The sequence below is a fragment of the Pedobacter sp. genome, assembly GCF_965279535.1.
Taxonomy (GTDB): Bacteria; Bacteroidota; Bacteroidia; order Sphingobacteriales; family Sphingobacteriaceae; genus Pedobacter.
Genome location: NZ_OZ257244.1, coordinates 5285694 through 5311178 on the forward strand (window position 1 = coordinate 5285694; position 25485 = coordinate 5311178).

Here is a 25485-nt window from a genome sequence, read left to right on the forward strand (position 1 = left end):
TCGCAAACTACTAACCAAATATTAATGAACAAAATGTACAACTATTATGAGCGTGGCAATATTTTCCTTTGGCTGCAAAGGTATCTGCCATTAAAATTACTTTTCATGTTGCTTGCTATACCACTTTTTTCTTTAGTGGCAAATGGCTCGACTCCTGATTATAAAACAAGTTTCAGGGAACCTGCCATAGTTGGAGGAACGGTAAGAGATGCTGCAGGAAACCTAATGCCTGGGGTAAGCGTTAGGGTTAAGGGAACCGGTACCGTTGTCCAGACAGATAATAACGGACGATATTCTATCAAGGTACCAGACCAAAATGCCATTTTGGAATTTACTTTTGTCGGATTTAAAAAGGTAGAACAAAAGGTAGGGAACAGAACCATTATTGATGTCATTTTTAAGGAAAATACGGCGGATTTAGAAGAGGTAACCATCGTGAATGTAGGTTACGGCAGTGTTTCAAGAGAAAAGCTTGCCGGTTCAGTATCATCTATCACAGGAAAAGACATTGCTAATTTCCCGGTTTCAACTGTAGCTGAAGCCTTGGCAGGAAAGCTCGCTGGGGTATCCGTATCAGCAACCGAAGGTGCCCCGGGGGCTGAGATCAAAATCCTGGTTCGTGGTGGTACGTCCATCACACAAGATAATTCTCCACTCTATATCGTTGATGGTATTCCACTGGAAAATGCCTTATCTATCATTTCTCCAAGTGAAATCGCTTCTATAGACGTACTTAAAGATCTGGCTTCAACCTCGATCTACGGGGCGAGGGGCGCCAATGGCGTGGTATTGATCACCACTAAAACAGGCAAACCAGGAAGAACGGTCGTTTCTTTTGAAACTTTTGCCGGGGTAAGACAGATTACCAATTACCTCGACATGATGAAGCCTTATGATTACATGAAAACCCAGTATGAGGGAAACAGGCTCCATTTTGGAGGTAGTATAGTGAGTAGTGATAGTACTTTGCTTAATGCATTCTTTCGCCGCTATGGCAATGTTGAAGATTGGGACATTTATAAAAGCTACCCTACGGTGAACTGGGCAGAACGTGTTTTTGGAAGGAAGGCATTTTCAAATACACAGGTCCTAACCCTGAGTGGCGGAACTCCATCCAGCACTTATAACTTTAGCGTTAACCGTACCGATGAAGATGGTATTATGCTTAATTCTAACTTGGCCAGAACGTTTGCAACCTTCAGGTACGATAATGAGATTTCCAGGGTGTTTAAGGTGGGGATAAATGTAAGGTACAGTAATCAGCTGGTTACCGGCAATGGTACCTCAGTAAGGGGCTCGAACGGTGGACTGCAAAATTCATTGCGTTTTCAACCTTATGAGGGGATCGCAAACTTACAGCAACAAAATGAGGAGGATTTGTTTGAGCAAAGAATTGATTTGAGTACACCCGTTGATGCCGCACTGCGTGATCAACGCCTGAATAGAAGCAATGATTTGATAACCAGTGGCTATCTGAATATTAAGATCAGTCCTAAATTTACCTTTCGCAGTAATATCGGTTATCGGGTAGGAGATAATAAAAATGATTCTTTCAGGGGAGTAGTGAAGTACGAAGCTTCGAGTCTATCTAACTTCGGAACCTATAAAGACCAGCCTTTTGTAGATTTAAGTAAATCCAGAACGGTCGGGATAACCAATACCAACACCCTGAGCTATAGTAACACCTTTGCTAAGAACCACAAGTTTGAGATTTTAGTGGGTGAAGAAACCAACACACTCAATTCAGAAAGCTATTCGCAGAACATCAGGTTCTTTCCTAATGATGTGACCTGGGAAACTGCATTCGCCAATGTACAACTTGCCAATGCGCCGCAAGGATATGTTCAGGCAGCGCCACTAACCAATATTCTGCCACCAGAAAAATTGTTATCCTTCTTCGCCAGATCGATGTACTCATTCAAATCAAAATATAACCTTAACCTCTCAGTAAGATCGGATGGTTCATCGAAGTTTGGCCCGGGCAACCGTTGGTCAACCTTCCCATCTGGTCAGTTTGCCTGGAGGTTATCGGAAGAAGAGTTCTTCAAGAAAATGGACATGAAGTGGGTGAGTAATATCAAGTTCAGGGCCAGTTTAGGGACAGCAGGAAATAACCGCATTTCATCAGATCGCTTGTATACAACGGTGTTCGGAATTAACCAGAACCAAGGCTATGCCGATACAGACAACGCGCAGACCCCGGGACTTTATTCCCTGCAATTTCAAAACCCTAACCTGGTTTGGGAAACTACGGTTTCCAGAAACGTAGGACTTGACCTGGATCTTTTCAAGGGCAGATTGAATGCGTCGATTGATTTGTATTCCAATACCACAAAAGATTTGCTTTTGAATGCCAATATTGCCCCACAGAATGGATACTCCACCCAAACACAAAACATTGGATCGACCAGAAACAGGGGTTTGGAATTGCAGCTGGCTTTTCAGGCTGTTAAAGGGAGAAACTGGAATTATAATACCGCATTTAACATTTCCTTTAATAAGAATCAGATTTTGGAATTAAATGGTAACAGTGATCCGAATTACGGTTATGGTGTGAACTCCGGATGGGGGATCAGAAGTGAGGAATTCGATTTTTGGGTGCAGGTAAATAAGCCATTAGGACAATTTTATGGATATGTGGTTGATGGTTTCTTTACCCTGGATGATTTCGATAGGGCGACTTATGAATCGGGCCTTCCGGCTGGACAAAGGAGATGGGTTGAAAAACCAGGCGTTCCAACAGGAACCCTTTCGGCTATTGGCCAGGGCCCTGCGCCGGGAGTACTTAAAGTGAAGGATTTAAATGGCGATGGGGTGCTTACTGCAGAAGATAAAACTGTTTTGGGAACTTATCAACCCAAGTTTTTTGGCGGATGGAATAACCAGGTTTCCTTTAAAGGCTTTGACCTGACTGTATTCTTGAACTTCGCCTATGGAGGGAAGACTTACAACGCCAATAATACCATGCTGGGCTCACGCTATCAGGTGAACGGGAATAACTTTCTCGAAAAATTCGTCAACAGCTGGAAATACTTTGATGATAAGGGCAACCTGATTTCCGACTGGGATGCTTTAGCCGCTGCCAATAAAGATGTGAATATCTACACGCCAACCTATGGTCAGCCTGTGGCACTTTCAGATGCTGTAGAAGATGCTTCTTTCCTTCGCATCACTAACCTTACACTCGGTTATTCCTTGCCCGCTAAATGGTTGGCCAGAATTAAGCCTGTTTCACGCGTAAGAGTTTATGCTACGGTTAATAACCTGTACACCTTTACCAATTATTCCGGATTTGATCCTGAAGCCAGTACCAGGAACAGCCCGCTTACTCCGGGTGTGGATTATAACGCTTACCCACGCAATCGCTATATGCTGGCGGGATTGAATGTCTCATTCTAATGTTTATTGATATGAAAAATAATATAAAAATTGGCTTGTTTTTGACTTTGATGGTCGCAAGCACTACCTTTTTCTCCTGCAAAAAATACCTCGATGTAGAATCTCCATCGCGGGTAGATTTAGAACAGCTTTTTGATAGTCCTGATAATATCAATGCCAATGTATTGAGCATTTACAGTAAAGTTGCAGGAAGAAATGTGTATGGCGGTAATTTGCCCACTGCTTTCTCTACCGGAGGAGATGATTTTTGGATCAGGGGAGGTTCACCCTACAACCGGAACGACATTTCAGCGGTTTCTACTTTTAATCCAGCATCAGGAAACACTGCTCTTCTGGGTACTTTTACCCAATTATATGAGGGGATTGAAAGGGCAAATATCGTATGTAAAAACCTTCCGGCTTCCAATCTCTATAAAACCAGTTCAGGTGAGGTCAAAATACGTCTTCGTAATTATTATGGGGAGGCATTGGCTTTAAGGGCGCTGTTCTTTTTTGAGCTCATCAGGCACTGGGGTGATGTGCCCGCATCTTTTGTACCTGCTGCAGATCGTACAGATTTGTTTTTTGGACATGCAGACCGCGACAGTACTTATGATCATATATTAACCGATCTCAAAACTGCATCTGATCTTGTGGGCTGGAGAAATGAACTGCCGGCTTACAAAACTTTCAGGTTTACCAAAGGTGCTGTAAAAGCATTACGGGCCAGAATTGCCCTTTTCAGAGGAGGTTATTCTTTGCGGACTAAATCGCGGATGATGCAAAGGAAGGAAGATTACCTGACCTATTACAGAATAGCTTTTGATGAGTGCAACGACATCATAAAATCCAATCAACATCTGTTAAATCCGGTTTTTGAGAATATTTTTAAGTCCTTGCATTCAGGAACGGCCAGATTTGATGATGCCAATGAGATCATGTTCGAGGTGGCCATGTGGGGAGGAATCAACGACAGTGATTTAGCCAGAACATACGGCTTAGGCTTTAGCAACACCACCTGGGGAAATGGAGGCGGGGGCGCCAGAGCTGTTCCCACTTATTTCTATGAGTTTGAACGCGGAACAGATGTTCGCCGGGATGTGACACTACCGAGTTTTAACGTCAATACCACGGCCAATACAAAAACCCAATTGAGGCTGCATGATTTAATGTGTGGAAAGTTCAGGAAATCATGGACACAGTTCGACGCCACATCTCCAAGTCTTCAATTTGGTGTAAACTGGCCGGTTATCCGTTTTGCAGATGTACTTTTAATGTATGCCGAGGCCGCTAATGAGCTTCAGGATTACAGCGGGGCGATCACACCGATAGAAGCACTGCAACGCGTGCAAAGAAGAGCTTATGGCGTTAATCCAATCCCGGTAACGCCACTGGATAAGGCCGGTTTTTTCAATGCGCTGGTAAAAGAAAGACTATTGGAATTTGGCGGCGAGGGAATCAGGAGATACGATCTGATCAGATGGAACTTATTGGATGCCAAGATCAAGGAAGTTGATCAAAAACTCAGACAATTAGCCTGGGCTGCACCTGTGGCCAATAACCCTTATGCTAATTATTCGGAATACATTTATAACCGCCCTTCTACCTTCACCAACAAGACCTATCCCGAAGAAACAGCCACTATATTGTTTTATGGAGGTACCATAAATGATGTTTTGTATACCATGAACACGGTTAATCCGGGGGGTACCTATGTACGTACAGGCTGGAGAAGAGAGGTAGGGGTTTGGACAAATGGAGTTTTGGGAGGTGGACTGTTTTCTAATCAGCCGCAAGGCTGGGGTACTTTTTTTGTGCCCAACAGTAGAGAACTTCTTCCTTATCCTGGTCGGGTAGTATTAGAAAGCAGGGGTTCTGTAGTACAGAATTTCGGCTATGCTGAATAGTTGGCTGAGAGAAATATAAAATATACTTCATCATTAAATTGATAAGAAAATGAAAATAAATAAAAGCTATCAAATGCTTCACCTCGCTGTGCTACTATTGGTTTTAGTGGTGGCAGCATGTACAAAAACATCAGAAGGTTTTATTGAGGATCCATCTACGAGCAGGGCATTTGTACCCACAAACTTGAGGATCAGAACCGCTCAGGATTCTGCCATCATCACCTGGAACGCCGGAGCACAATCTTCAGGGATCCGGTATAAATACACCCTCGACATTTCCACAGACTCACTCTTCAATACTATAGATTATACCAAAATTGTAGATACACTGGGCGTAAAAATTGTTGATCCTGCACTTACCGTAGGCAAACGATACTTTGCCAGGTTAAAGGCAAATGAATTGGGTACAGCAGGGGCATCCAGGTGGGTTTATGGCGCCAATTCATTCCGGATTGTCGGATTGCAATATTTAAGGGTAATCCGCAATAGCGATATTACAGATAACAGTGTTAGTTTAAACTGGTTTGTTGACCCCAATACGGCTGACCTTAACAAGGTTACACTGACTACCGAAGACAACAAAGTAACCACAGTTGATCTCTCGGCCGCTGAGGCTGCTTCGGGTACAAAGACAGTAACCGGCTTAACACCAGGCACACGATACACCGTTCAAATTTTATCAGGTACGAAAAGTAAGGGCTTGGGTGTAATTACCACCGCTAAACCAACTACCTACTCCAAAACCTTAAATCCGGGCGATAATCTGGCCACAGCACTCACCGCTGCTGCAGATGGAGATATTATCGGGCTAAATCCGGGAACTTATACCATGACCGCAATTTATGATTTAGTCGGTAAAAGTATTACGCTGCGATCGGTATCCAATAACCCGCTTAATACCAAAATTAAGCTGCGCGAAATTAACTTGAAGGGCGATGGAGCAGGAATAAATATTGCTGGTATTGAAATCGATGCGAATTATAGCGGAACCAGTTTCGGTGGAACATTCCTTCAGCTTAAAGGAGCAACGGCTGATGGTAATGCAACAGTTTTTAAATCTGTAAATATCGAAAACTGTATCATTCACGATTTTACCACCAATGTTTTTCGGGGAAATTACGGTTCTGCTGCAAATGTACACCGTTTAACCAGTTTCAACATCAGCAATACCATCATATATGACATCAATAAAACCGGTAGCAACTCAACCTATACTTTTTCTATTGAGAAATTATTGTTCAATGCCTTCAGCATAAACCGTTCTACACTATACAATCTGGGCGCAGGGTTAATCAACATGAGTACCGTTTTGGCTATAGATCCCATTCCTGCTGTAACATTTGACTATTGTACCATAAATAATATCGGTTCGCAGGCAAGGTATGTATTGATAGATGCCGGAACAGGAACCAATGTGGTGTTTAATTTTCAGAATAGTATCTTGGCTAATACACCATTGGGGGTTGGCGGACTTGCAGTTAGTGGTACACCACATCAAATCAAAAACCAGTCGGCTGTAGGTAATTTTACCCATAGTAACTCTTTCGGATTAAACACCGCAAAGATATCCGAAGGTGGATTTAAAATGGTATTGACCGGACTTTATCAATTTATGAACAATGAAGTTGATTTAGGCTGGACGGCAGCAACAAGAGATTTCAGTTTGAAGAATTTACCTGCAGGCAGCCCTTTACTTAAAGGCAGCTCGAGTGGTAACACCATTGGAGACCCACGTTGGGCTTACTAATAACTTATTAACCAATCCAGACTAAAGCCTGGATTGGTTACCATACACATTTACCTAGAAAATTACCAATTAAACATTGCCAGATGAGATTAAGATTATGCCTTCCCCTGATTATTTTTCAATTATTTTACCTTTTGCCTGCCATGTCGCAACTCCCGGCAGGGCCGTCGCCCATGATTAAAAAATTTCCGTTTGGAGATACCCGGCTGAGTTTTGAGAAACGGGTAGAGGACCTGGTGGGTCGGTTAACCCTGGAAGAAAAAGTTTCGCAAATGCTTAATGCAGCTCCGGCAATTGAACGGCTGGGCATTCCAGCCCACGATTGGTGGAATGAGGTGTTACACGGCGTTGCCCGAACCTCATATAAGACAACGGTATTTCCTCAGGCCATTGCTATGGCTGCAACCTTTGATCAGGATGCGCTGTACAAGATGGCAGATTATTCGGCATTGGAGGGAAGGGCAATTTACAACAAAGCCCTTGCCGATGGCAAGCAGGGAGGGAAATATCTGGGCTTGACTTACTGGACACCGAATATCAATATTTTCAGAGATCCGAGATGGGGCCGTGGACAGGAAACCTATGGAGAAGATCCGTTTTTAACAGCCACACTTGGAGATGCATTTGTAAGGGGACTTCAGGGAGATGACCCCAGATACCTTAAAGCTGCGGCCTGTGCCAAACACTATGCTGTGCACAGCGGCCCGGAGCCAGAAAGGCACGTTTTCAATGCCGATGTTTCGGCCTATGATCTTTGGGATACCTATCTGCCTGCTTTTGAAAAACTGGTAGTGAATTCTAAGGTAGCAGGAGTAATGTGCGCCTACAATGCATTCCGCACCCAGCCTTGCTGCGCAAGTGATATTTTAATGACTGATATTCTCCGTAACCAATGGAATTTTAAGGGCTATGTAACCTCTGATTGTGGAGGGATTGACGATTTCTATAAAAAGCATAAAACCCATCCCGATGCCGCATCTGCCGCTGCTGATGCCGTATTCCATGGTACCGATATTGATTGTGGCAAGGAAGCTTACCTGGCTTTGGTTCAGGCAGTAAAAAACGGAAGTATCCCCGAAAAGCAGATTGATGTATCGGTGAAAAGGTTATTTATGATTCGTTTCAGGTTAGGTTTATTTGACCCTGTTTCTATGGTGAAATATGCCCAGACCTCCCCAAGCGTACTGGAAAGTCCGGCACACAGCAATCATGCTTTAAAAATGGCACGGGAATCTATGGTTTTGCTTAAGAATGAGCGTAATGTACTTCCCCTGAAAAAGAACCTTAAAAAAATTGTCGTGCTTGGACCCAATGCCGATAACCCCCTCTCTATTTTGGGGAATTATAATGGAAATCCTACAAAGCTTACAACGGTGTTAGCGGGCATTAAGGAAAAGGCAGGAACGGGCACGCAGGTAGTTTATGAGAAAGCTGTGAATTTCACCAATAACAAAATTCTGGTTTTTGAAGATGTTTCAAAGAAACTGAGCTGGGATGGAAAGCCGGGCATCAAGGCCGAATATTACAACAACAATGAATTGCGTGGCAAGCCTGTAGCGATCCGAACAGAGCAGGAGTTAAAGCATTTCTGGCAGGAGGGCCAAACTGTAGTGGAAGGTTTGGGCGCGAATGATTTTTCTGCCCGTTATACCACCGATTATAAATCAGCTGAGACTAAAACTTTAGCTTTAGAGATGCAGGCCGATAATGGTTACCGTTTAATGGTTAATGGAAAAGTTTTACTGGATGAATGGTTAGGCAAAAAAAATGAGACCAAGAAAGTAGATTTAAAGGTGAAAAAGGATAGTGTTTACCACATTGTGGTAGACTACTGGCAAGGAGATAGGGAAGCAAGCATTCGCTTAAGTTTTGGAAATTATATAGAAACTGATTTTGATCAGCTGGCAGGGCGTCATCAGGATGCGGATGCATTTATTTTTGTAGGGGGTATTGCACCACAGTTAGAAGGAGAACAGATGGCTGTTAACGAACCCGGTTTTAAAGGAGGCGACAAAACATCCATCATGCTACCAGTGGTACAAACACAATTGATGCAGAAACTGCACGCTACAGGTAAGCCCGTGGTGTTTGTGATGATGACGGGAAGTGCCATCGCTACCCCATGGGAAGCGGACCACATTCCAGCCATTCTCAATTCCTGGTACGGCGGGCAGGCAGCAGGTACTGCCGCTGCTGATATCATTTTTGGCGACTACAACCCTTCGGGAAGGCTTCCGGTAACTTTTTACAGGAGCGATGATGATCTTGCTGACTTTAGAGATTACAGCATGGAGAACAGGACTTATCGCTATTTTAAAGGCAAACCCTTATACGGTTTTGGATACGGATTAAGCTACACCAGTTTTAATTATGCCTTGCAAACAGCTCCTGCCAAACTCGCAAAAGGCAAAGACTTGGTTTTAGCGGTTAAGGTAACCAATACAGGAAAAATTAAGGGCGACGAGGTTGCCCAGCTTTATCTGATTAACCAGGATAAAAATATTAAAACATCGTTGAAGGCTTTGAAAGGTTTCCAAAGGCTAAGCTTAGCGCCTGGAGAAAGTAAGCAGATTAAATTTATATTGCCTGCTGGAGAACTTAACTACGTTGATGCCAATGGAAAGAAAACAATGCTGAAGGGAAATGTACAGTTTTCAATCGGTGGAAGCCAACCCAATGAACCGAACAAAACCAGTGGTAATTTGGTGAAAACAACGGTTAATTTGCTTTAATATCAGCCCATAGTGTTAAGGCCTAAACTAATTTTTATGAACAGAAATCTCTTAATATTGCTGGTTTGTACGCTCAGTATGAGTACCCAAGGCCAAAACCTGGCCTGGCGTACAGGCGTTCGTGATACAAGTTATTCTAGTGCGGGCGATTATAAAGCCAACAAGAAGAAATATCCTTTTATCAAATTAGTAGCAGATGAGCCCCATGCAAATGTCGCTGAACAACGGAATCTGGTTTATGCAAAGGTGAATAAAAGGTCCTTGCATATTGATGCCTTCCTTCCAAAGGACAGCCCCAAAACACCTGCAGTAATAATTATTCACGGAGGGGGCTGGCGCTCGGGTGATAGAAGTCAGCACATTCCATTGGCACAACACCTTGCGGCCAAAGGCATAGCTGCTTTTACAGTAGAATATCGCTTATCTACTGAAGCATTTTATCCAGCGGCAGTTTTCGATGTTAAGGCATCCGTACGTTGGTTAAAGGCAAATGCCAGAAAGTTCAATATCGATACCAATAAGATAGCTGTTCTTGGTTTTTCGGCAGGTGGCCAACTGGCCTCCTTAATCGGTGTAACCGCTGGCGTAGAAAAACTGGAAGGTAATTTAAACTCGAGAAAATATTCCAGTTCGGTAAATGCAGTTATTGATATTGACGGAACACTCTCCTTCGTTCACCCAGAAGCCTGGGAAACACAAAATATAAATAGTGTAGGTGCCTCGGCGATGTGGCTGGGGTATCCGCGGACAGAAAGACTGGATCTATGGACAGAAGCCTCTCCGTTAAACTATGCTCCTCAAAATAAGGTGCCATTTTTATTTTTGAACAGTGCAATAGTGCGGATGCATGCGGGAAGGGACGAGTTTAAAAAAATAATGGGTCAAAAAGGTATTTATACCACTGTGATCAACTTTGAAGATGGTCCGCACTCATTTTGTCTTTATGATCCGTGGTTCGGCCCTGCCGTAAATCATATTGTTTCGTTTATCAACAAAGTTTTATAACAGACGATTATGTACTTGGGGAGCTAAGTATCTGGTAAACCCGGGCGTTGTCCGGTTGTTCCCAAAAGCCACGGTCCGTGTTTGTATGGCGGTGAACATTTCGATAGGGGGGGTACTATGTTTGTCTGGAAGGACGGGAAGTAGGCATGATGGTGAAAGATAAATCCGGGGAGTTGGGGTACGCAACGAAGGATGAAATATTCCGCCCACTTATTGAGAGATTTGCGGTCATCTCCATGAAATGCACTTAAGGGAAAGGTTTGCATCAGAAATTCGCTCGTTATGGGAGAATATTGTAGAAACCACTTTTATCAATGAAGAAACGTTAATGGTATATGTGAGTGCTGATACTGATTTTGACGAATTTGCTGATTGCGTGAGGGATACGGTTTACGATTATGTGGAGTTTGATGAGCATTTAAATCTGATCCTTTCGCAAATGGATGGGGAAGAAGTTGTGGATATTCAGATTAATTAAGATATATCGTTGCTTAAATTTTCAATTACCAGATATGATACAAATAACCAACTTGAAAAACATCCTATTCTGAGTGCCAACAAATCGCTCGACATGGCGGTGTCCTTCCATCCAAAAAGGTTGTAAATTAATTTCTAGGACCTTTTTTATTTGATGACCTTAATTTGGATATGCCTGGTATTTAGGATTTATATCGATAATCTCAATCTTTTAATTAAAATATCCGAGGCGAACGCCCTTCGGCAAACCGCCTTCATTTTTGGCTGGATGTCCAATCAGATGGCTATTCCACTTCCTCCAATAACTTTAATGCCATCATCAAATTGTTTCCAAAATCGGATATAACGGAATTTTGCTTCAAATGGAACCTGATCAAATTCCCCTTTGATCTCCATTATTACTGTAACTACCGCAACATCATCAATGATATTCAAATTCTCAGCTGTTGGAAGAAGTTCGCTGATTTTTAATTTCCCATCCCGGTAGGTGTCCAGATCAATCTTTTTCGTAATTACCTCTCCACTGGGAACGATGAATAATAAATCTTGGTGCAGGAGTTCATCCAGCAAATTGATATTTCCATCTTTTATCGCGCTGTAAAGTTTTTCTTCCTGTGCTAAAATGCTGTTTTTCGTTAATAAAGTATTTCTCATGGCTTAAAATGTAATGTAAGTACAAAACTATAATTACCAGGATATTTTCATATTGAAATGGTTAAAATTATGCAAAACCTAATTCCTCCGGATGAACTTATTCAATACTAAATAACGACCGACATATTCTAACGCTCGAGATCAGTCTCCCGATTTCAAGGTTACATCCAGGTAAACAGAATGACGTCCATAAGTTTGATAAAATGGTTTAAAAACAACATTGTCAATGGTAAATTCTAGTTTTTCAGGATCACCTTTGATGGTTTTGCCAATATCTGTGGCATTTAAGGTTATTTTGCGCCAGTCTTTGCGCGCTTCAGGCTCTTGAGCAGCTAACAGAATTGGGCCATAAAACAAACTTGCTATGTTTTGCTGATCCATTACAGGATCTAAATGAAATTGGAAAGGCATTTTCAAATCAATAACATCGCCATTTTTCCAGTTGCGGCTAATTTTTAAATAACTACCAGGCTTTGCCTGCAGCTTTTCTTCCTTGCCATTTATCTTTACAAAAAAACCTTTGGTAGCCCATCCCGGTACACGAACATGAATGTCAAATTTTCCACTTCCTTTGATGGTTAAACGGGTATGATCTTCATAGGGGAAATTGGTGGTTTGTTCTAAAGTTATGTTACGTGCTGTCCAGCTAAGGGTAGAGGGAATGTACAGGTTCACATAAAGTGACTGGTTATCTTTTCCTTTAAAATAAATTGAATTTTGAAGTTTGGTACTGCTTTCTATTGCTGTACCGTTGCAGCAGGTAAAACCTGTCATATCAGCATTGCCAAATTGCTTTACAGATCCTGGCCGGAGGGGAACATGGTAAGTATTGGCCGGGCTGTTTTCAGCTACTGAAGCTAAAATGTGGTTATATAACCCACGCTCATAATAATCCATTAACTCTGCCCGCTGATCGAAAAGGAACAAATCGCCTGTTAATTTTAGCATGTTATAGGTGGCACAGGTTTCGTTCTGGCCTCCTTCCGAAAAACCATTCTCATAGAGGGTAGCTGGCTGTGCAACAAAGCATTCTGCATTTGCGGGATTTCGGGCGCCCGCAACACCCCCAATGCTATACATGTAATCGTTAACCATCTTATTCCAGAAATTATCAGCTATGCTATAATATTCGGGTTGATGGGATACACGATACATTTCTATACTACCAACAATTTGGGGTATGTGTTGATTGGCGTGTAATCCCCGGAACAGATCTACGTTCTTTGCCAACCCATGCGAATGTGCCGTATCTCCGTAAAATACTTTAATGTTGTCAAATAACTGTGCGGTTTTAAGATAATCTGGGTTTGCAGTAATTCGATATAAGCGGGCCATAGATTCATTCATGCCCCCAAATTCACCGGCAATGTAGGTATTCCACATTTTTATCAAGGTTTCCTGAGGTAATTGGCTCAACCGGGCATATACCCAATCGCCCATGTTGGTGGCAATTTCAAGCGCTTTTTTATTTCCGCTTACTTCGTATACATCCATCAAACCGGCTAAGATTTTATGAAGGGTATAGTAGGGTGCCCAAACCTGGTTCTTCTGCCCGCCATATTTAGCTCCTTTTTCAAGCATAATAAACTGATCAGGTGGATAAGCACTGATAAATCCCTTTCCCCAGTTCCAGTAATCGGTACGAATACCTGTATCACTTAAATCTGAATCATAATCTGATTTGCCAGGACCAAATGGTACGGCCCGAGGGTCGGATACACTAGCGCCGTTTGCACTTTTAGCTTTTCCAGATAACTGTGACAGCTCATATAAGGCATCGACCATGTACTCCATCTTTTTAGAGAAGTTAGCCTGTAGCGCTTTATCATAACCCGTGCCTGCATAAGCTTGCGCAATAGCAGATAAGTAATGACCTGTAGCGTGGCCCCTTAATTTAGTATCTTCACTATCCCATACGCCGAGTGGTTTAGCGCCATCAGGCTGTTTCTGCCCAAAGGCATGCCGAAACATGTACAGGAATGAATTGGGGTCTGTTTTTGCTAATGTTGTTATGAATTTATCTCTGTTTTCTGTAAACTTGGTTGTATGACCCTGAGCATCAGCATGTAGTGAAACATGGTCTAGCGGGAAGGTTTCGAGCTTTAGCACGGGGGAAGAGGATTTTTTAGCTTCTTTAACCCTAACAATCGCTTTAGGCTGCAAGTTTGTGCCTGCCACACGCCCTGTAATGGTATACGTCCCTGTTTTCAACACAGCGCTATTATCAGTTGGGGAAGGCCAGAGTATGCGTACTTTTGGCCCATTAATATTGGCTTGGTAAACACCTGATGCATAGCTGGGTAATCGCGGTAAATTTCCTACTGTGGTTTCTATTGTTACATCCGCCACACTTTTTAAATAGCTGTTGTATAGCTGTGCAGTTCCGGTAGAAAATTTTGGTAAGTCATCTTCACGTTTACCTACATTTACTGTATTTTCCTGACTCCCTTTTTGCCCATTGCGATAAATTCCTGAAATCTGTCTTGCACTGAGTGGAACCCTGTAAATTCGAAAATCGTGAATCAGGGCGTTTAAGAATGGCGCACCAGGTAGAATTGATTTTCCAAGGAAAAGCTGATTTTTTCTAACCGACTGCAGATCAAATACAGCGTTTAAATCCAAGGGAATATCTGTAATCTGTGAAACAGGTTTACCTTCAACGTAGGTTATTACAGATTTAGAAGGAACATCTATCACAATGGTAATATATATCCATTTATTTAAGGCGATAGCAGTTGAAACTGCTTCCTTTTTAATGGGAGATTTAGTTGTGATAAAAGTTTGAAGACCTTCCAGGGAACCTATTCCTGCGGGCGCAGCGAAAAAATGGTTTTCAGCATCTTTTCCAAAATCGAAAAAATGTTGACCAGGTTGTTTAGAACGTAAAAATATCCAGCCTGATATGCTGAGCGATTCGACATCTGTTAATACAGCCCCAGGTATCGTTATATATGAATTATTGTCTCCAGACAGAGATAAAACCTTTCCAAAACGGTTATCATGGATAAATTTAGCACCTTCACCCTGAATTTTTGCATGAAAATTATTCCTCGACCAGTCTTTAACATCTCCGTCAAACACATAGCGGGCACTTAGCCCTGTCTCGCCAATTCCATCTAATATCTGGTCTCCATTTTGTGCCCGGGCAATGCTAAAAGTGCTGGTTAAAACGCTTACAATCAAAGTGAATTGTAAGAGTGTTTGATGTATCTTCATATTTTAGTTTTGTAATCAATGGTTTGTATCTCAATTTACCCGCTTCATATTTAATACTATGTTGCAGGTTGTATAGAATGATTTTAAATAGTCTATTAAAAATCCTGATAAAATTATAAACAAGCGTTTTGTTTTTATGATTCTTTTTTAGCTAAAAGACACAAGATATTAACAAGAAGCCTCTGGTGAGTGAAAGTTAGAGGTAATTTGGCGATATTTTACATGATAATTTTCTAACAGGGTATTTTTTTTCGCATTTTCTCATTACCTTACGATTACCAAATGTATTATAGCGTAGCTGAGTAAATAAAAAAATAAATTCTTATCCATTTCAGTATGCAAATCAAAAAACAAGTTGAAGCAAGGCCAGATTTTGTGATGTCTCATTTTGGGCTTTTTCAGTCCAGTTCATATGATAAAGATATGGAAGAGACGGGAAATGATGATGGGAAAGCAGAAAAGACAAGGACTCTTTCTCCAAAAATGAAGCCCTGGTTGGCCCGGTTTTTTGGTTTAAAGTAGTTTTTTACCCTGAGGAGAAAAGAGCCAACTTCAGAACATTATTTCCCACGATCATACAAAGATCTGCGTGTGTAACGCATTTTTGCGTCAAATGATCACTAATCCATAGCAGTATGTTGTTTTTTGGTGCATTAAGGCAGTATTAGCAATCCAGCTTAAATACTTTTGCTCCTTTAGGACAGCTATTACCATAAATAAACAGATTGTTCGCTGATTTTGTCTAAATCAGGGCGATTGCTATTCCTTTGTGTTTTATAGACTATTTTTAGATCAGCAAGCACATAAACACTGATCAACTATGAATTATTTACCCGGTATATTCACTTATTCTTTAGAAAAGGCACTTCTACAGTTTTGGTATGGTATTATTTTAATAACATTTATTGCCAATCCTGTTGTTGCGCAGTCTCCCTGGACCAGATTAGCTCAAAAGCCATCAACTCTTGGCCTGGATGGAGGCTATCTTTCCCTTGACGCCGGTGTTTTTAATTTGAAGCTGGTCAAATCATCACAAACGGTGGCTGGACTACAACCTAAAGGTATTAAAGACTTTGATTTCGTGCCTGGCGATAGTTTAAAGGTAAGAAGTTCGGACGGGCTATACCATCTGGGCGATATTAACCTGCGCCTTCGCCAGGAAAATAATGGTGCCTGGAAAAATTACAGTACGGCCAGCAGGCGAATGCAGATCAAAGCACTTCCAGTTAAAGGAAATGTATTGGCTGCTGCAGATCTTTCGGCAACCTTGCCTGCAGATATTCCTTTGCAAGTTAACAGAAGTTGGGAAATGCAAAATGGAAAGCTGGTATTAAAATTTGAGTTGAAGAATAAGACCGATAAAAATGTAGAAATAGGTGCATTGGGTATTCCCATGATATTTGATAATATACTGGAAGGGCGGACACTTGAACAAACCCATGCAAAAAACGTTTTTTATGATCCATACATTGGGAATGACGCAGGCTATTTACAGGTAACGCGCTTAAGCGGGCAGACACCTTCGTTAATAGTTGCACCTGTCGGCAAAACACCTCTCGAAGCCTACAATCCGTTAAATGACGACCGCACACCACGCGGGATTGCCTTTGAGGGCTTTTATGAATGGATGGTTCACAGCAAGGCTTATGCTGAAAATGAATGGAAAAACGCAGAACAATGGAACACACCAACATCCATCAGTTTGAAGCCCGGACAAATTAGAACTTATGCGCTGGAGTTCATTCTCTCCGGGCCGGCACAGGAAACTGAAAGGACACTGATAGAAAATAAAAGACCTGTTGCCATTTCTGTACCCGGCTATGTATTGCCTTTGGATGTGGATGCCAAATTATTTCTCCACTATGGAAAGAAAATTAAATCTATCAGGTCTGTTCCCGGGAATGCGCTGATCGTTAAGCCATTACCTGCTACCAAAAGCGGTTGGAAAAGCTATTCCGTTAAAGGGGGAGTTTGGGGAAGGGCTAAATTGTCTGTTATTTATGAGGATGGACTGGAGCAAACGATCAATTACAAAATGATTTCACCTGAAACTGAAGTAATTGCCAGTTATGGAAATTTTTTAACCACAAAGCAATGGTTTGATCAGCCTAATGATCTCTTTAAAAGGTCTCCAGCTGCCATTACTTATGATTATGAAAAACAACAACAGGTTACGCAAGATAACAGGGCATGGATTGCGGGTTTGAGTGATGAGGGTGGGGCAGGATCCTGGTTGGGTGCGATAATGAAACAGTTGGTGCTGCCTGAAAAAGCAGAGATAGATAAGCTTCAAAAGTTTGTGGATACTGTGATGTTTGGACAGATTCAGCTTAAAACAGGACCTCAGAAATACGGGGTAAAAAAGAGTTTGTTTTTTTATGAGCCCGATTCTCTTCCTAAAAATACTTATACAACAGATATCAATTTCAAAGTATGGTCTGCGTGGCCTAAAAAGGAAGCTGACAATCTGGGACGCTCTTACAACTATCCGCATGTGGCTGCAGCGCATTGGCTGATGTACCGCCTCGCCAGGAATTATAAGGGGCTTGTGGCACAAACAACCTGGAAACAGCATCTTATCGATGCGGCTCAAACCGGAATGGCAATGGTGAATATAGCACCACATTATGCGCAATTCGGGCAAATGGAAGGTACTGTGTTTTACCTGATTTTAACCGACTTAAAAAACGAAGGCCTGGCTGAGCAAGCCCGGGAACTGGAAACAGCCATGAAAAAACGTGCGGATCATTGGCGTTCATTAGCTTATCCTTTTGGCAGTGAAATGCCCTGGGATTCGACCGGACAGGAAGAGGTTTACGTATGGTCGAACTACTTTGGTTATAATGATAAGGCAAAGGTAACGCTAGATGCCATTTTAGCCTATATGCCTGTTGTACCCCATTGGGCATACAATGGAAACGCCCGCCGTTACTGGGATTTTCTTTATGGTGGAAAGCTTCAACGCGTAGAAAGAATGATACACCATTACGGTTCTGCGCTAAATGCCATCCCGGTATTAATGGACTATAGAAAAAACCCGGACAACTTTTATCTTTTACGTGCAGGATACGGTGGCTTACTGGGCGCTATTGCTAACATCACTAAAGATGGTTTTGCTCCGGCAGCTTTTCACGCTTACCCCTCAACCTTAAAAAATGACGGCATAACAGGAGATTATGGATCTGGATTTTTTGGATATGCAATAAATACGGCCACTTATGTTTTAGAACATCCGGAATTTGGCTGGCTGGCTTTTGGAGGAAATCTGAAAAAGCAGGGGGATGAAGTACAGGTTCAAATAACAACAGCGGCCAAGTCTGCCGTATATATTGCACCAATTGGTCTTTGGATTGCTTTGGATGCCGGTAAGATAGAATCATTAAGCTATCGTGTTTCAAACGGAGAAGTCCGGTTGAAACTTCAAAAAGCAGATCAGTTTACACCTTCTGCGGTGATCAGAATAAGCCAACCTGCACAACAACACAGCAACGCTGGCAATTACCAGGTAAAAAATGTAAATGCAAAGGAGCGGGGAGCGAGCATAATTAGTTTATCAACTTCCGAAAGAACTGAAATTATTATTAAAAAATAGATTACTCCTTTCCATAAAAAAACCTCGCATTTACGAGGTTTTTTTATGCTCTGGTTGTAGAAAGATTCTACGACCGGATTTGTAAACTAACGGCTTGGGTCAGCAAAGCTGACTAAACTATTGTACGGGTGTTAAAATGGCACACCATCCACCACCTTTTTCCATTTTGATGTTGATTTTATCGTTCTTAGTAACCTTTAAATCACTTATTTTATAGTCAGCAGCGTGCCTGTCCGCATTAATTCCGTCACTGAGTATATCCATATGATAGGTTTGTCCATCCAGGAAAAATAATTGTTGTTCTATTGATCTGGAATTCCAGTCAGTCATACCAGATATGTACCACTTGCTGCCATTTTTTCGGGCGATTAACGCATATTCACTCACCTTTCCTGCTAAGGCAATGGTTTCATCCCACACTGTTGGAATGCGAGCAATAAATCTGGTACACAACGTGTCTTTTAAATAATTGGAGGGGTTGTCTGCCAACATTTGAAGCGGACTTTCATACATTACATACATGGCTACCTGATGAGCCCTGGTTCCCATGCTCATAGGCTCGCTGTATACAATACTAAAGTTCTTCTTGTTTGCATTAATCATTGCTCCGGGAGTATAATCCATTGGTCCGGCAGCCATCCTGATAAATGGTAAAGTTACATTATGAGCGGGAGTGATTTCTGCACTCCATTTGTTATTTTCTAATCCACGTACACCTTCATAGCTCAATACATTGGGGTATTTATGATTTAAGCCAACAGGTTTATAAGCACCGTGTAAATCAACCATGAGCATATGTTTAGCAGCTGTGGCAGCAACCCGTTCATAAAAATTAACCATATATTGATCAGCTCTGGCCATAAAATCGACTTTTATGCCAACTGCTCCCCATTTTTTGTACAGGGCGAGAATATTGTCCATATCTTGATCAAGCGGCCCCCACAAGGTCCATAACCAAACCCCAACATTTTTAGATTTACCATAATCAATAATTTCCTTAATATTTATATCGGCGGTAGTATGGGTTAGGTCTTTAGTTGTTCTGGTCCAGCCTTCATCTAACATGATGTATTCTAATCCAAATTTAGCCGCAAAATCAATGTAGTATTGATACGTTTTGGTATTAATACCTGCTTTAAAATCGACACCATAGATGTTATTATCATTCCACCAGTCCCAGGCAACCTTGCCCGGTTTAATCCACTTTGTATCTGTTAAAACAGAAGGACTTGATAATTTATAAGTGAGATTGTTGACAAGAAGATCCTTGTCTGCGGGGCAAATGGCAATACTACGCCATGGGAATTTACGCTGGCCACTTGTTTTGGCCATGTGGTTTTCCAATCGTGTAATTTTAATTCCTCTATCTCCAACAAGGCGGCTTTCTCCTATATTTTTTGGAAAACCAGCCGTAAGTTTGTCACTTCCTGTTCCAAACAAAAATAAATTTGGATAATCATAAAGGTCGGCCTCACTAACCAGCATTTTAATACCAGACTCAGCATAAACCAACATGGGAAGGGCCGCATGTTGCTGTGAACTGAAGGCATTTAAAGTAGAATCTTTATATAAACTTTCGAAATGGGAGAGAAAGTTTGGATCAGTTTCCTGGGGCCAGAATACCCGGTTATTAATACCAAAGTTGAAGTCTGCAATTTCATTTTCCACTTCTATTAATGCCTCGCCCAGATGGGTTTCAAACCGATAGGCTACACCATCATCATAAGCCCTGAAGTAAAGACTGTAATTTCCTTTAAAATCCAGCTTCAATTCATTGTAATTGTTGATTATTTTCTTGCTTTTTACCGGAATATCTGCCAAAAGCAAATTGTTGTGATGACTTAACTTTTGGTGTTGTAAAACAGGATTAACGCCCAGTTTGACATTGTTTTTGAGGATCATTGCGAGTTGGCTGGCTTGCAAAATCGCCGTTGTTCCCTGCTTAATGCTCCAGGTTATTTTATCGGTAACGGCGATGGATATTTTGATTTTTTTATCCGGCGATTGAAGTTCGATATCTTTCGCGAACGCATTGCTAAACATCAATGCGGCTGCGATAATGGTCAGTGCAATATTCTTGTTCATAAGGAATGGAGTATATTTTAAATCTTAAAATTAGCTAAAAGGAGATGCCCCGATAGCTCTATAATTGGCCAGTATTATGCAAATTTTATCATTCTTCAGTCTGCTTACAACAGCGACAGGCTGGAAGTAGAGTGCTGATACAGGCAATTATTGTTGTTTTATTTTTGTAATATTTCTGTTAATATTCGGTTAATAGTTGGTAATATCTTCATTAAAAAAGCCTTTTCTCAGGCTTAAATTTGGTTATACAACAACTAACTAAAATGAAGACTAAACTAAAAATTACGTTTATGGCTATTGCCATATTCTGTTTTCTGCGTGTTCATGCCCAAACAGAAACCATAACAGGTAAGGTAACGGATGCAACTGGCAATGCCATTCCTGGTATTTCTGTGAAAGTAAAAGGAACCTCTACCGGTGCATCTACCAATGCAGCTGGAAGTTTCTCTATAAAAGCAGCCAATTCCGCTACACTTGTTTTCAGTGGGATAGGATATCAAACCAAAGAACTGGTTTATAACGGACAGAAAAACCTTAGTATTTCACTGATTGAAGATCAGCAGAACTTAAGCGAAATTGTGGTAACTGCATTGGGTGTAAAGCGTGATAAACGAAATTTAACCTACAGCTCGCAGGAAGTAAAAGGCGAGCAACTGACACAAACCAAAGAGCCCAACCTGGTAAATGCATTGGCAGGAAAAGTTTCAGGTGTTCAAATCACGAGTTCATCAGGTACACCAGGTAGTTCATCGAGAATTGTGATTCGGGGTGCAAATTCACTATACGGAAATAATGAAGCCCTGATGGTAATCGATGGTATCCCTGTAAACAATGATGAAACAGGAAATCTTAATTCAGGGCCGGGTACTAACCGGATTGCAGATTTAGATCCCAATATTATCGAAAGTATCAATGTGTTAAAGGGTGGTGCCGCCACAGCGCTTTATGGATCTGATGGTGCAAAAGGTGTAATCATCATCACTACAAAGGCCGGAGCTTCCAATAAAAAGCCAACTTTAAGTTTCTCTTCTTCCTTTTCTTTCGAGAAACCACTTATTCCTGAAATTCAGAATAAATATTCATTGGGATCTAATGGGGTTTATTTTGATGGGGTTTCTCAGAAAACCAGTACCTCCTGGGGTGCGAGGATGGATACCCTGAAAATAAATGGCCAGCCTGCTCAGGTGTACGATCAATCTGATTTATTTTTCAAAACAGGTAAAACCTACACCAATACCATCGGTTTAACCGGCGGTGGTGCTTACAGTTCCTATTTTCTTTCTTTTACCAATTTAACACAAGATGGTACAGTTCCTGCGACTTCATTTGACAGAAATACTGTTTTTGGAAAATTCAGTACTCAGGTAATCAAAGATTTGAATATTACTTTTTCATTAAATTATGCCAATACCAAAAATAACCGGCAGCCAGAGGGTTATGCTTTGGAAAGTCCGGTTTGGACCGTTTTCTCTGCACCGGTATCTTATGATCTGCAACCATCAACCAACCCGGATGGCACACAGCGCTTATTCCGTTTCTCGAGAAATAATCCATACTGGGTATTGGATAATATCAAGAATACATCAATTGTTAACCGGTTTTTACCGACTTTCAATGCCGATTATAAAATATTACCCTGGTTAACCATTACAGAACGTTTTGGCGCAGATGTGTATGTAGAGCAGGGGAAATATATAGAGTCGCTAGGCTCTGTATCCAATCCGAACGGAAGAATTGTTAATAATAATACTAATTTCAGGCAATATAATAATGATTTGATGCTTAATGCGGGCAAAACGTTGGGTGATTTTACTATCGACGCGCTTTTAGGGAACAACATCATTTCTACTTATAGTCAAAATGCCTATGCCAATGGTTTAGGGATTACTGTTCCTGATTTCAATAATATTGGTAGCGCATCAACTGTGAAGTTTACAGAAAGCAGCTACCTTACCCGCAAAATTGGTTTTTACCTTCAATCTAATATAGACTATAAAAAGTTCATCATATTGTCACTTACCGGAAGATATGATGGTACTTCGGTTCTAGCAAAAGACAATAGTTTTTATCCATATGGTTCAGCAGCAACCAGTTTTATCTTTTCTAATTTCTTTTCTGAAGGATTATCTCATGTGATGAATTTTGGAAAGTTAAGGGTATCGTACAGTACTGTTGGAAACGCGAGTATCGGCCCATATAGTTTACTTACGCCTTATGAGTCGCAAACAATCAGAAACATTGCTTTTCCATACCAGGGACAATCCGGATTCTTGATTAGCGGAACCCTAAGTGATCCGAATTTAAAGAATGAGCGGATTAATGAGTTTGAAGTAGGTTTAGAAACGGGATTTTTTAACAGCCGGTTGAGTTTAGAACTTACTTATTTTAATAAAAAGACAACTAATGGTATTATTCCTAATGTAGCGTTGGCGCCATCAACAGGATATAATGCCACAAGTGTGAATTCAGCTTCCATGCGTAATAAAGGAATCGAAATACTCCTGAATGCCAAACCCATAAAAACTGAAAATTTCAGCTGGGATTTGACTTTCAATTACAGCCGCATCCGGAACAAAGTTTTATCAATTTATAAAGACCTTAATCAGGTAGGTAATGGTTTTACTTTTATCTTCTTAAATCAACCTTATGGTGTAATTTATGGGACGCGATATGCCAGGAATGCCTCAGGACAGATTTTGACAGGAGATGATGGTTTACCTTTTGCTGCAGATGAGCAAGGCATTATCGGTGATATCAATCCTGATTATATGGCTGGAATCGTAAATAACTTTAAATATAAGCAGTTTACTTTCAGTTTTGCTTTTGATATGAAAAAGGGTGGCGATATTCAAAACAACGTTGATGGTTATGGCTATTTTTATGGAACACCTAAAGTTACTGAAGACCGTGGCCCAAGAGTTGTTGAAGGTGTGAATGTAAATACAGGTTTACCCAATACAGTATCTGTTTTGGGACAAGCTTATTATCAGCGTATTAACAGTGTTTTAGAATCTGTTATTCAGGACGGTACCTATGTGAAATTAAGAAACGTAAGCCTGGGGTATAGCTTTAAACCATCCTGGCTAACCAAAACACCGTTTAAAAATGTAGCGCTCAATGTTACAGGGAGAAATCTATGGATTTATGCACCTCATTTTACCGGAGGAGATCCTGAAGTGAGTTCATTCGGCTCGTCAAATGGATCGCAGGGGATTTATTCTTTCTCTACACCAACATCCAGATCAGTTGATTTTACATTGAAATTAACATTATAATCCATTAGAAAAAGTATTATGAAAAAGATATATTTTGTTATCAGCTTTGTTTGTATGGTAAGTTTTACCGGATGCAAAAAGTATATAGATGTAAATGACGATCCTAACAGGCCTATAGATGTTAAGGAGTCCTTAATATTACCTCCTGTACAAATGTTAATTTCGCAAAATATCAATGCGGCAGGAGATGGAAATTTAAGTATTGTGTTGCAGCAATACGTTCAGGTGATTGCATTGAATCAGGTAGCGCCCAATTTTGGGACCTATTTGATGTATAATGTAGATATGGATGGCGACTGGAATAATGTTTATGTGAGAACGTTGAATAACCTCACGCTATTGAACAGTAAGGCTACCAGTAACGGGAATTTCAAATATGCTGCAATTGCAAAAATTCTTACCGCATACTGTTTGGGTTATGCAACAGATGCCTGGGGCGATATTCCATACAGTCAGGCATTTAAAGGAGTAGAAAATCCTAATCCAGTTTATGATACCCAGCAACAAATTTATACGCAGATTCAGCAATTATTAGATCAGAGTATCGAAGATGTGAATAAAAATGCAGGTATAAATCCTGGTGGTGATGATTTCATGTACGGTGGAGACATGGCTAAATGGAAAAAACTGGCTTATACCTTAAAGGCCCGTTATTATATGCATTTGACCAAAGCTCCGGGCACAACAGCAGCTGCACAGGCCCAACTTGCACTTGCAGCCCTGAATAGCGGTATGCAGAGTAATGCCGACGATTGTAAAATTGCGTTTAGCGGAGCTGCAGGTGCTGAAAACCCATGGCAACAGAATTTTTTACCAGCTAGTACCCTTGTTTTGGCTAATACTTTCGTAGATGGATTTAAAACACGTAACGATCCTCGCTTAAGTAAGATGATAGCGCCAGCAGTACAAACCGGATTGTACACCGGCAGGCAAATTGGTTTAGATGATATCGGAAGTTTAGAGTCTTACTCCATCCCGGCCGCTTTTTATGCAGGTGCAAATGCTAACAATTACCTTGTTAATTATACCGAAGCATTATTTTTAAAAGCCGAAGCCACCAATATTATTTCGGGTGCAACTGCTGCACAGGCAATTTATCAGGATGGTATCAGAAAACACATGGAGAAATTAGGCGTAGGGAGTACAGATATAGACGCTTACCTGTTATCGAGGGGAACATTAAATACTTCAAATGCCCTGAGATTAATTATTGAAGAAAAATTTATATCGAATTTCCTGAATGCTGAAAACTTCAGCGATTGGCGCCGTACAGGCTTTCCGGCCTTAACCAAGGTGAAGAATGCCATTTCAGAAATTCCAAGAAGAGTATTATATCCCAATTCAGAAATCACTGCTAACCCTCAGCCTCAGCAAAAGGCTAAGCTGACCGATCGTTTGTGGTGGGACGTAAATTAAA

The 25485-nt window shown here is 41.2% G+C and carries 13 protein-coding genes; 10 read left to right on the top strand and 3 right to left on the bottom strand.

Annotated elements, in window-relative coordinates; genetic code table 11:
* Nucleotides 1-24: 24 nt before the first annotated feature.
* The 6 genes from ACQY77_RS21930 (at nucleotide 25) to ACQY77_RS21955 (ending at nucleotide 11247) form a co-directional block, all read left to right on the top strand.
* Entirely contained in the window at nucleotides 25-3399 is a 3375-nt protein-coding gene (locus ACQY77_RS21930) for a SusC/RagA family TonB-linked outer membrane protein (protein WP_421940182.1), read from the top strand.
* A gap of 11 nt (nucleotides 3400-3410) precedes the next feature.
* Nucleotides 3411-5285: a RagB/SusD family nutrient uptake outer membrane protein gene (locus ACQY77_RS21935; protein ID WP_421940181.1), complete on the top strand. Its 1875-nt coding sequence runs from the start codon at nucleotides 3411-3413 to the stop codon at nucleotides 5283-5285.
* A 49-nt stretch (nucleotides 5286-5334) separates the two neighbouring features.
* Nucleotides 5335-7032 (top strand): DUF4957 domain-containing protein, encoded by a 1698-nt coding sequence (locus ACQY77_RS21940; protein WP_421940180.1) that lies wholly within the window; start codon nucleotides 5335-5337, stop codon nucleotides 7030-7032.
* Nucleotides 7033-7115: 83 nt separating this feature from the next.
* The gene (locus tag ACQY77_RS21945) at nucleotides 7116-9764 is read left to right on the top strand and encodes a glycoside hydrolase family 3 C-terminal domain-containing protein (RefSeq protein ID WP_421940179.1); all 2649 of its coding nucleotides are present in this window, start codon (nucleotides 7116-7118) and stop codon (nucleotides 9762-9764) included.
* 36 nt (nucleotides 9765-9800) lie between these two features.
* On the top strand, nucleotides 9801-10769 hold the full coding sequence (locus ACQY77_RS21950) for an alpha/beta hydrolase fold domain-containing protein (protein WP_421940178.1): 969 nt from the start codon (nucleotides 9801-9803) through the stop codon (nucleotides 10767-10769).
* A 241-nt stretch (nucleotides 10770-11010) separates the two neighbouring features.
* On the top strand, nucleotides 11011-11247 hold the full coding sequence (locus tag ACQY77_RS21955; protein ID WP_421940177.1) for a hypothetical protein: 237 nt from the start codon (nucleotides 11011-11013) through the stop codon (nucleotides 11245-11247).
* Nucleotides 11248-11522: 275 nt separating this feature from the next.
* Here the strand turns inward: ACQY77_RS21955 and ACQY77_RS21960 are convergent, their stop codons facing one another.
* On the bottom strand, nucleotides 11523-11900 hold the full coding sequence (locus ACQY77_RS21960) for a nuclear transport factor 2 family protein (protein ID WP_421940176.1): 378 nt from the start codon (nucleotides 11898-11900) through the stop codon (nucleotides 11523-11525).
* Between the two features lie 141 nt (nucleotides 11901-12041).
* A complete protein-coding gene (locus tag ACQY77_RS21965) occupies nucleotides 12042-15116 on the bottom strand; it encodes a beta-L-arabinofuranosidase domain-containing protein (RefSeq protein WP_421940175.1) in 3075 nt (1024 codons plus the stop codon).
* 336 nt (nucleotides 15117-15452) lie between these two features.
* On the opposite strand from ACQY77_RS21965, the gene ACQY77_RS21970 reads away from it, so the two are divergent.
* A complete protein-coding gene (locus ACQY77_RS21970) occupies nucleotides 15453-15638 on the top strand; it encodes a hypothetical protein (RefSeq protein ID WP_421940174.1) in 186 nt (61 codons plus the stop codon).
* Between the two features lie 298 nt (nucleotides 15639-15936).
* On the top strand, nucleotides 15937-18708 hold the full coding sequence (locus ACQY77_RS21975) for a DUF5695 domain-containing protein (protein ID WP_421940173.1): 2772 nt from the start codon (nucleotides 15937-15939) through the stop codon (nucleotides 18706-18708).
* A gap of 117 nt (nucleotides 18709-18825) precedes the next feature.
* Here the strand turns inward: ACQY77_RS21975 and ACQY77_RS21980 are convergent, their stop codons facing one another.
* On the bottom strand, nucleotides 18826-20793 hold the full coding sequence (locus ACQY77_RS21980; protein ID WP_421940172.1) for a glycoside hydrolase family 97 protein: 1968 nt from the start codon (nucleotides 20791-20793) through the stop codon (nucleotides 18826-18828).
* 263 nt (nucleotides 20794-21056) lie between these two features.
* Here ACQY77_RS21980 and ACQY77_RS21985 point away from each other — a divergent pair, with 263 nt between their 5' ends.
* Together ACQY77_RS21985 and ACQY77_RS21990 are read left to right on the top strand one after the other, a co-directional pair.
* Nucleotides 21057-24068 (top strand): SusC/RagA family TonB-linked outer membrane protein, encoded by a 3012-nt coding sequence (locus ACQY77_RS21985; RefSeq protein WP_421940171.1) that lies wholly within the window; start codon nucleotides 21057-21059, stop codon nucleotides 24066-24068.
* 18 nt (nucleotides 24069-24086) lie between these two features.
* Nucleotides 24087-25484: a SusD/RagB family nutrient-binding outer membrane lipoprotein gene (locus ACQY77_RS21990; RefSeq protein WP_421940170.1), complete on the top strand. Its 1398-nt coding sequence runs from the start codon at nucleotides 24087-24089 to the stop codon at nucleotides 25482-25484.
* The last annotated feature ends 1 nt before the right edge of the window (nucleotide 25485 follow it).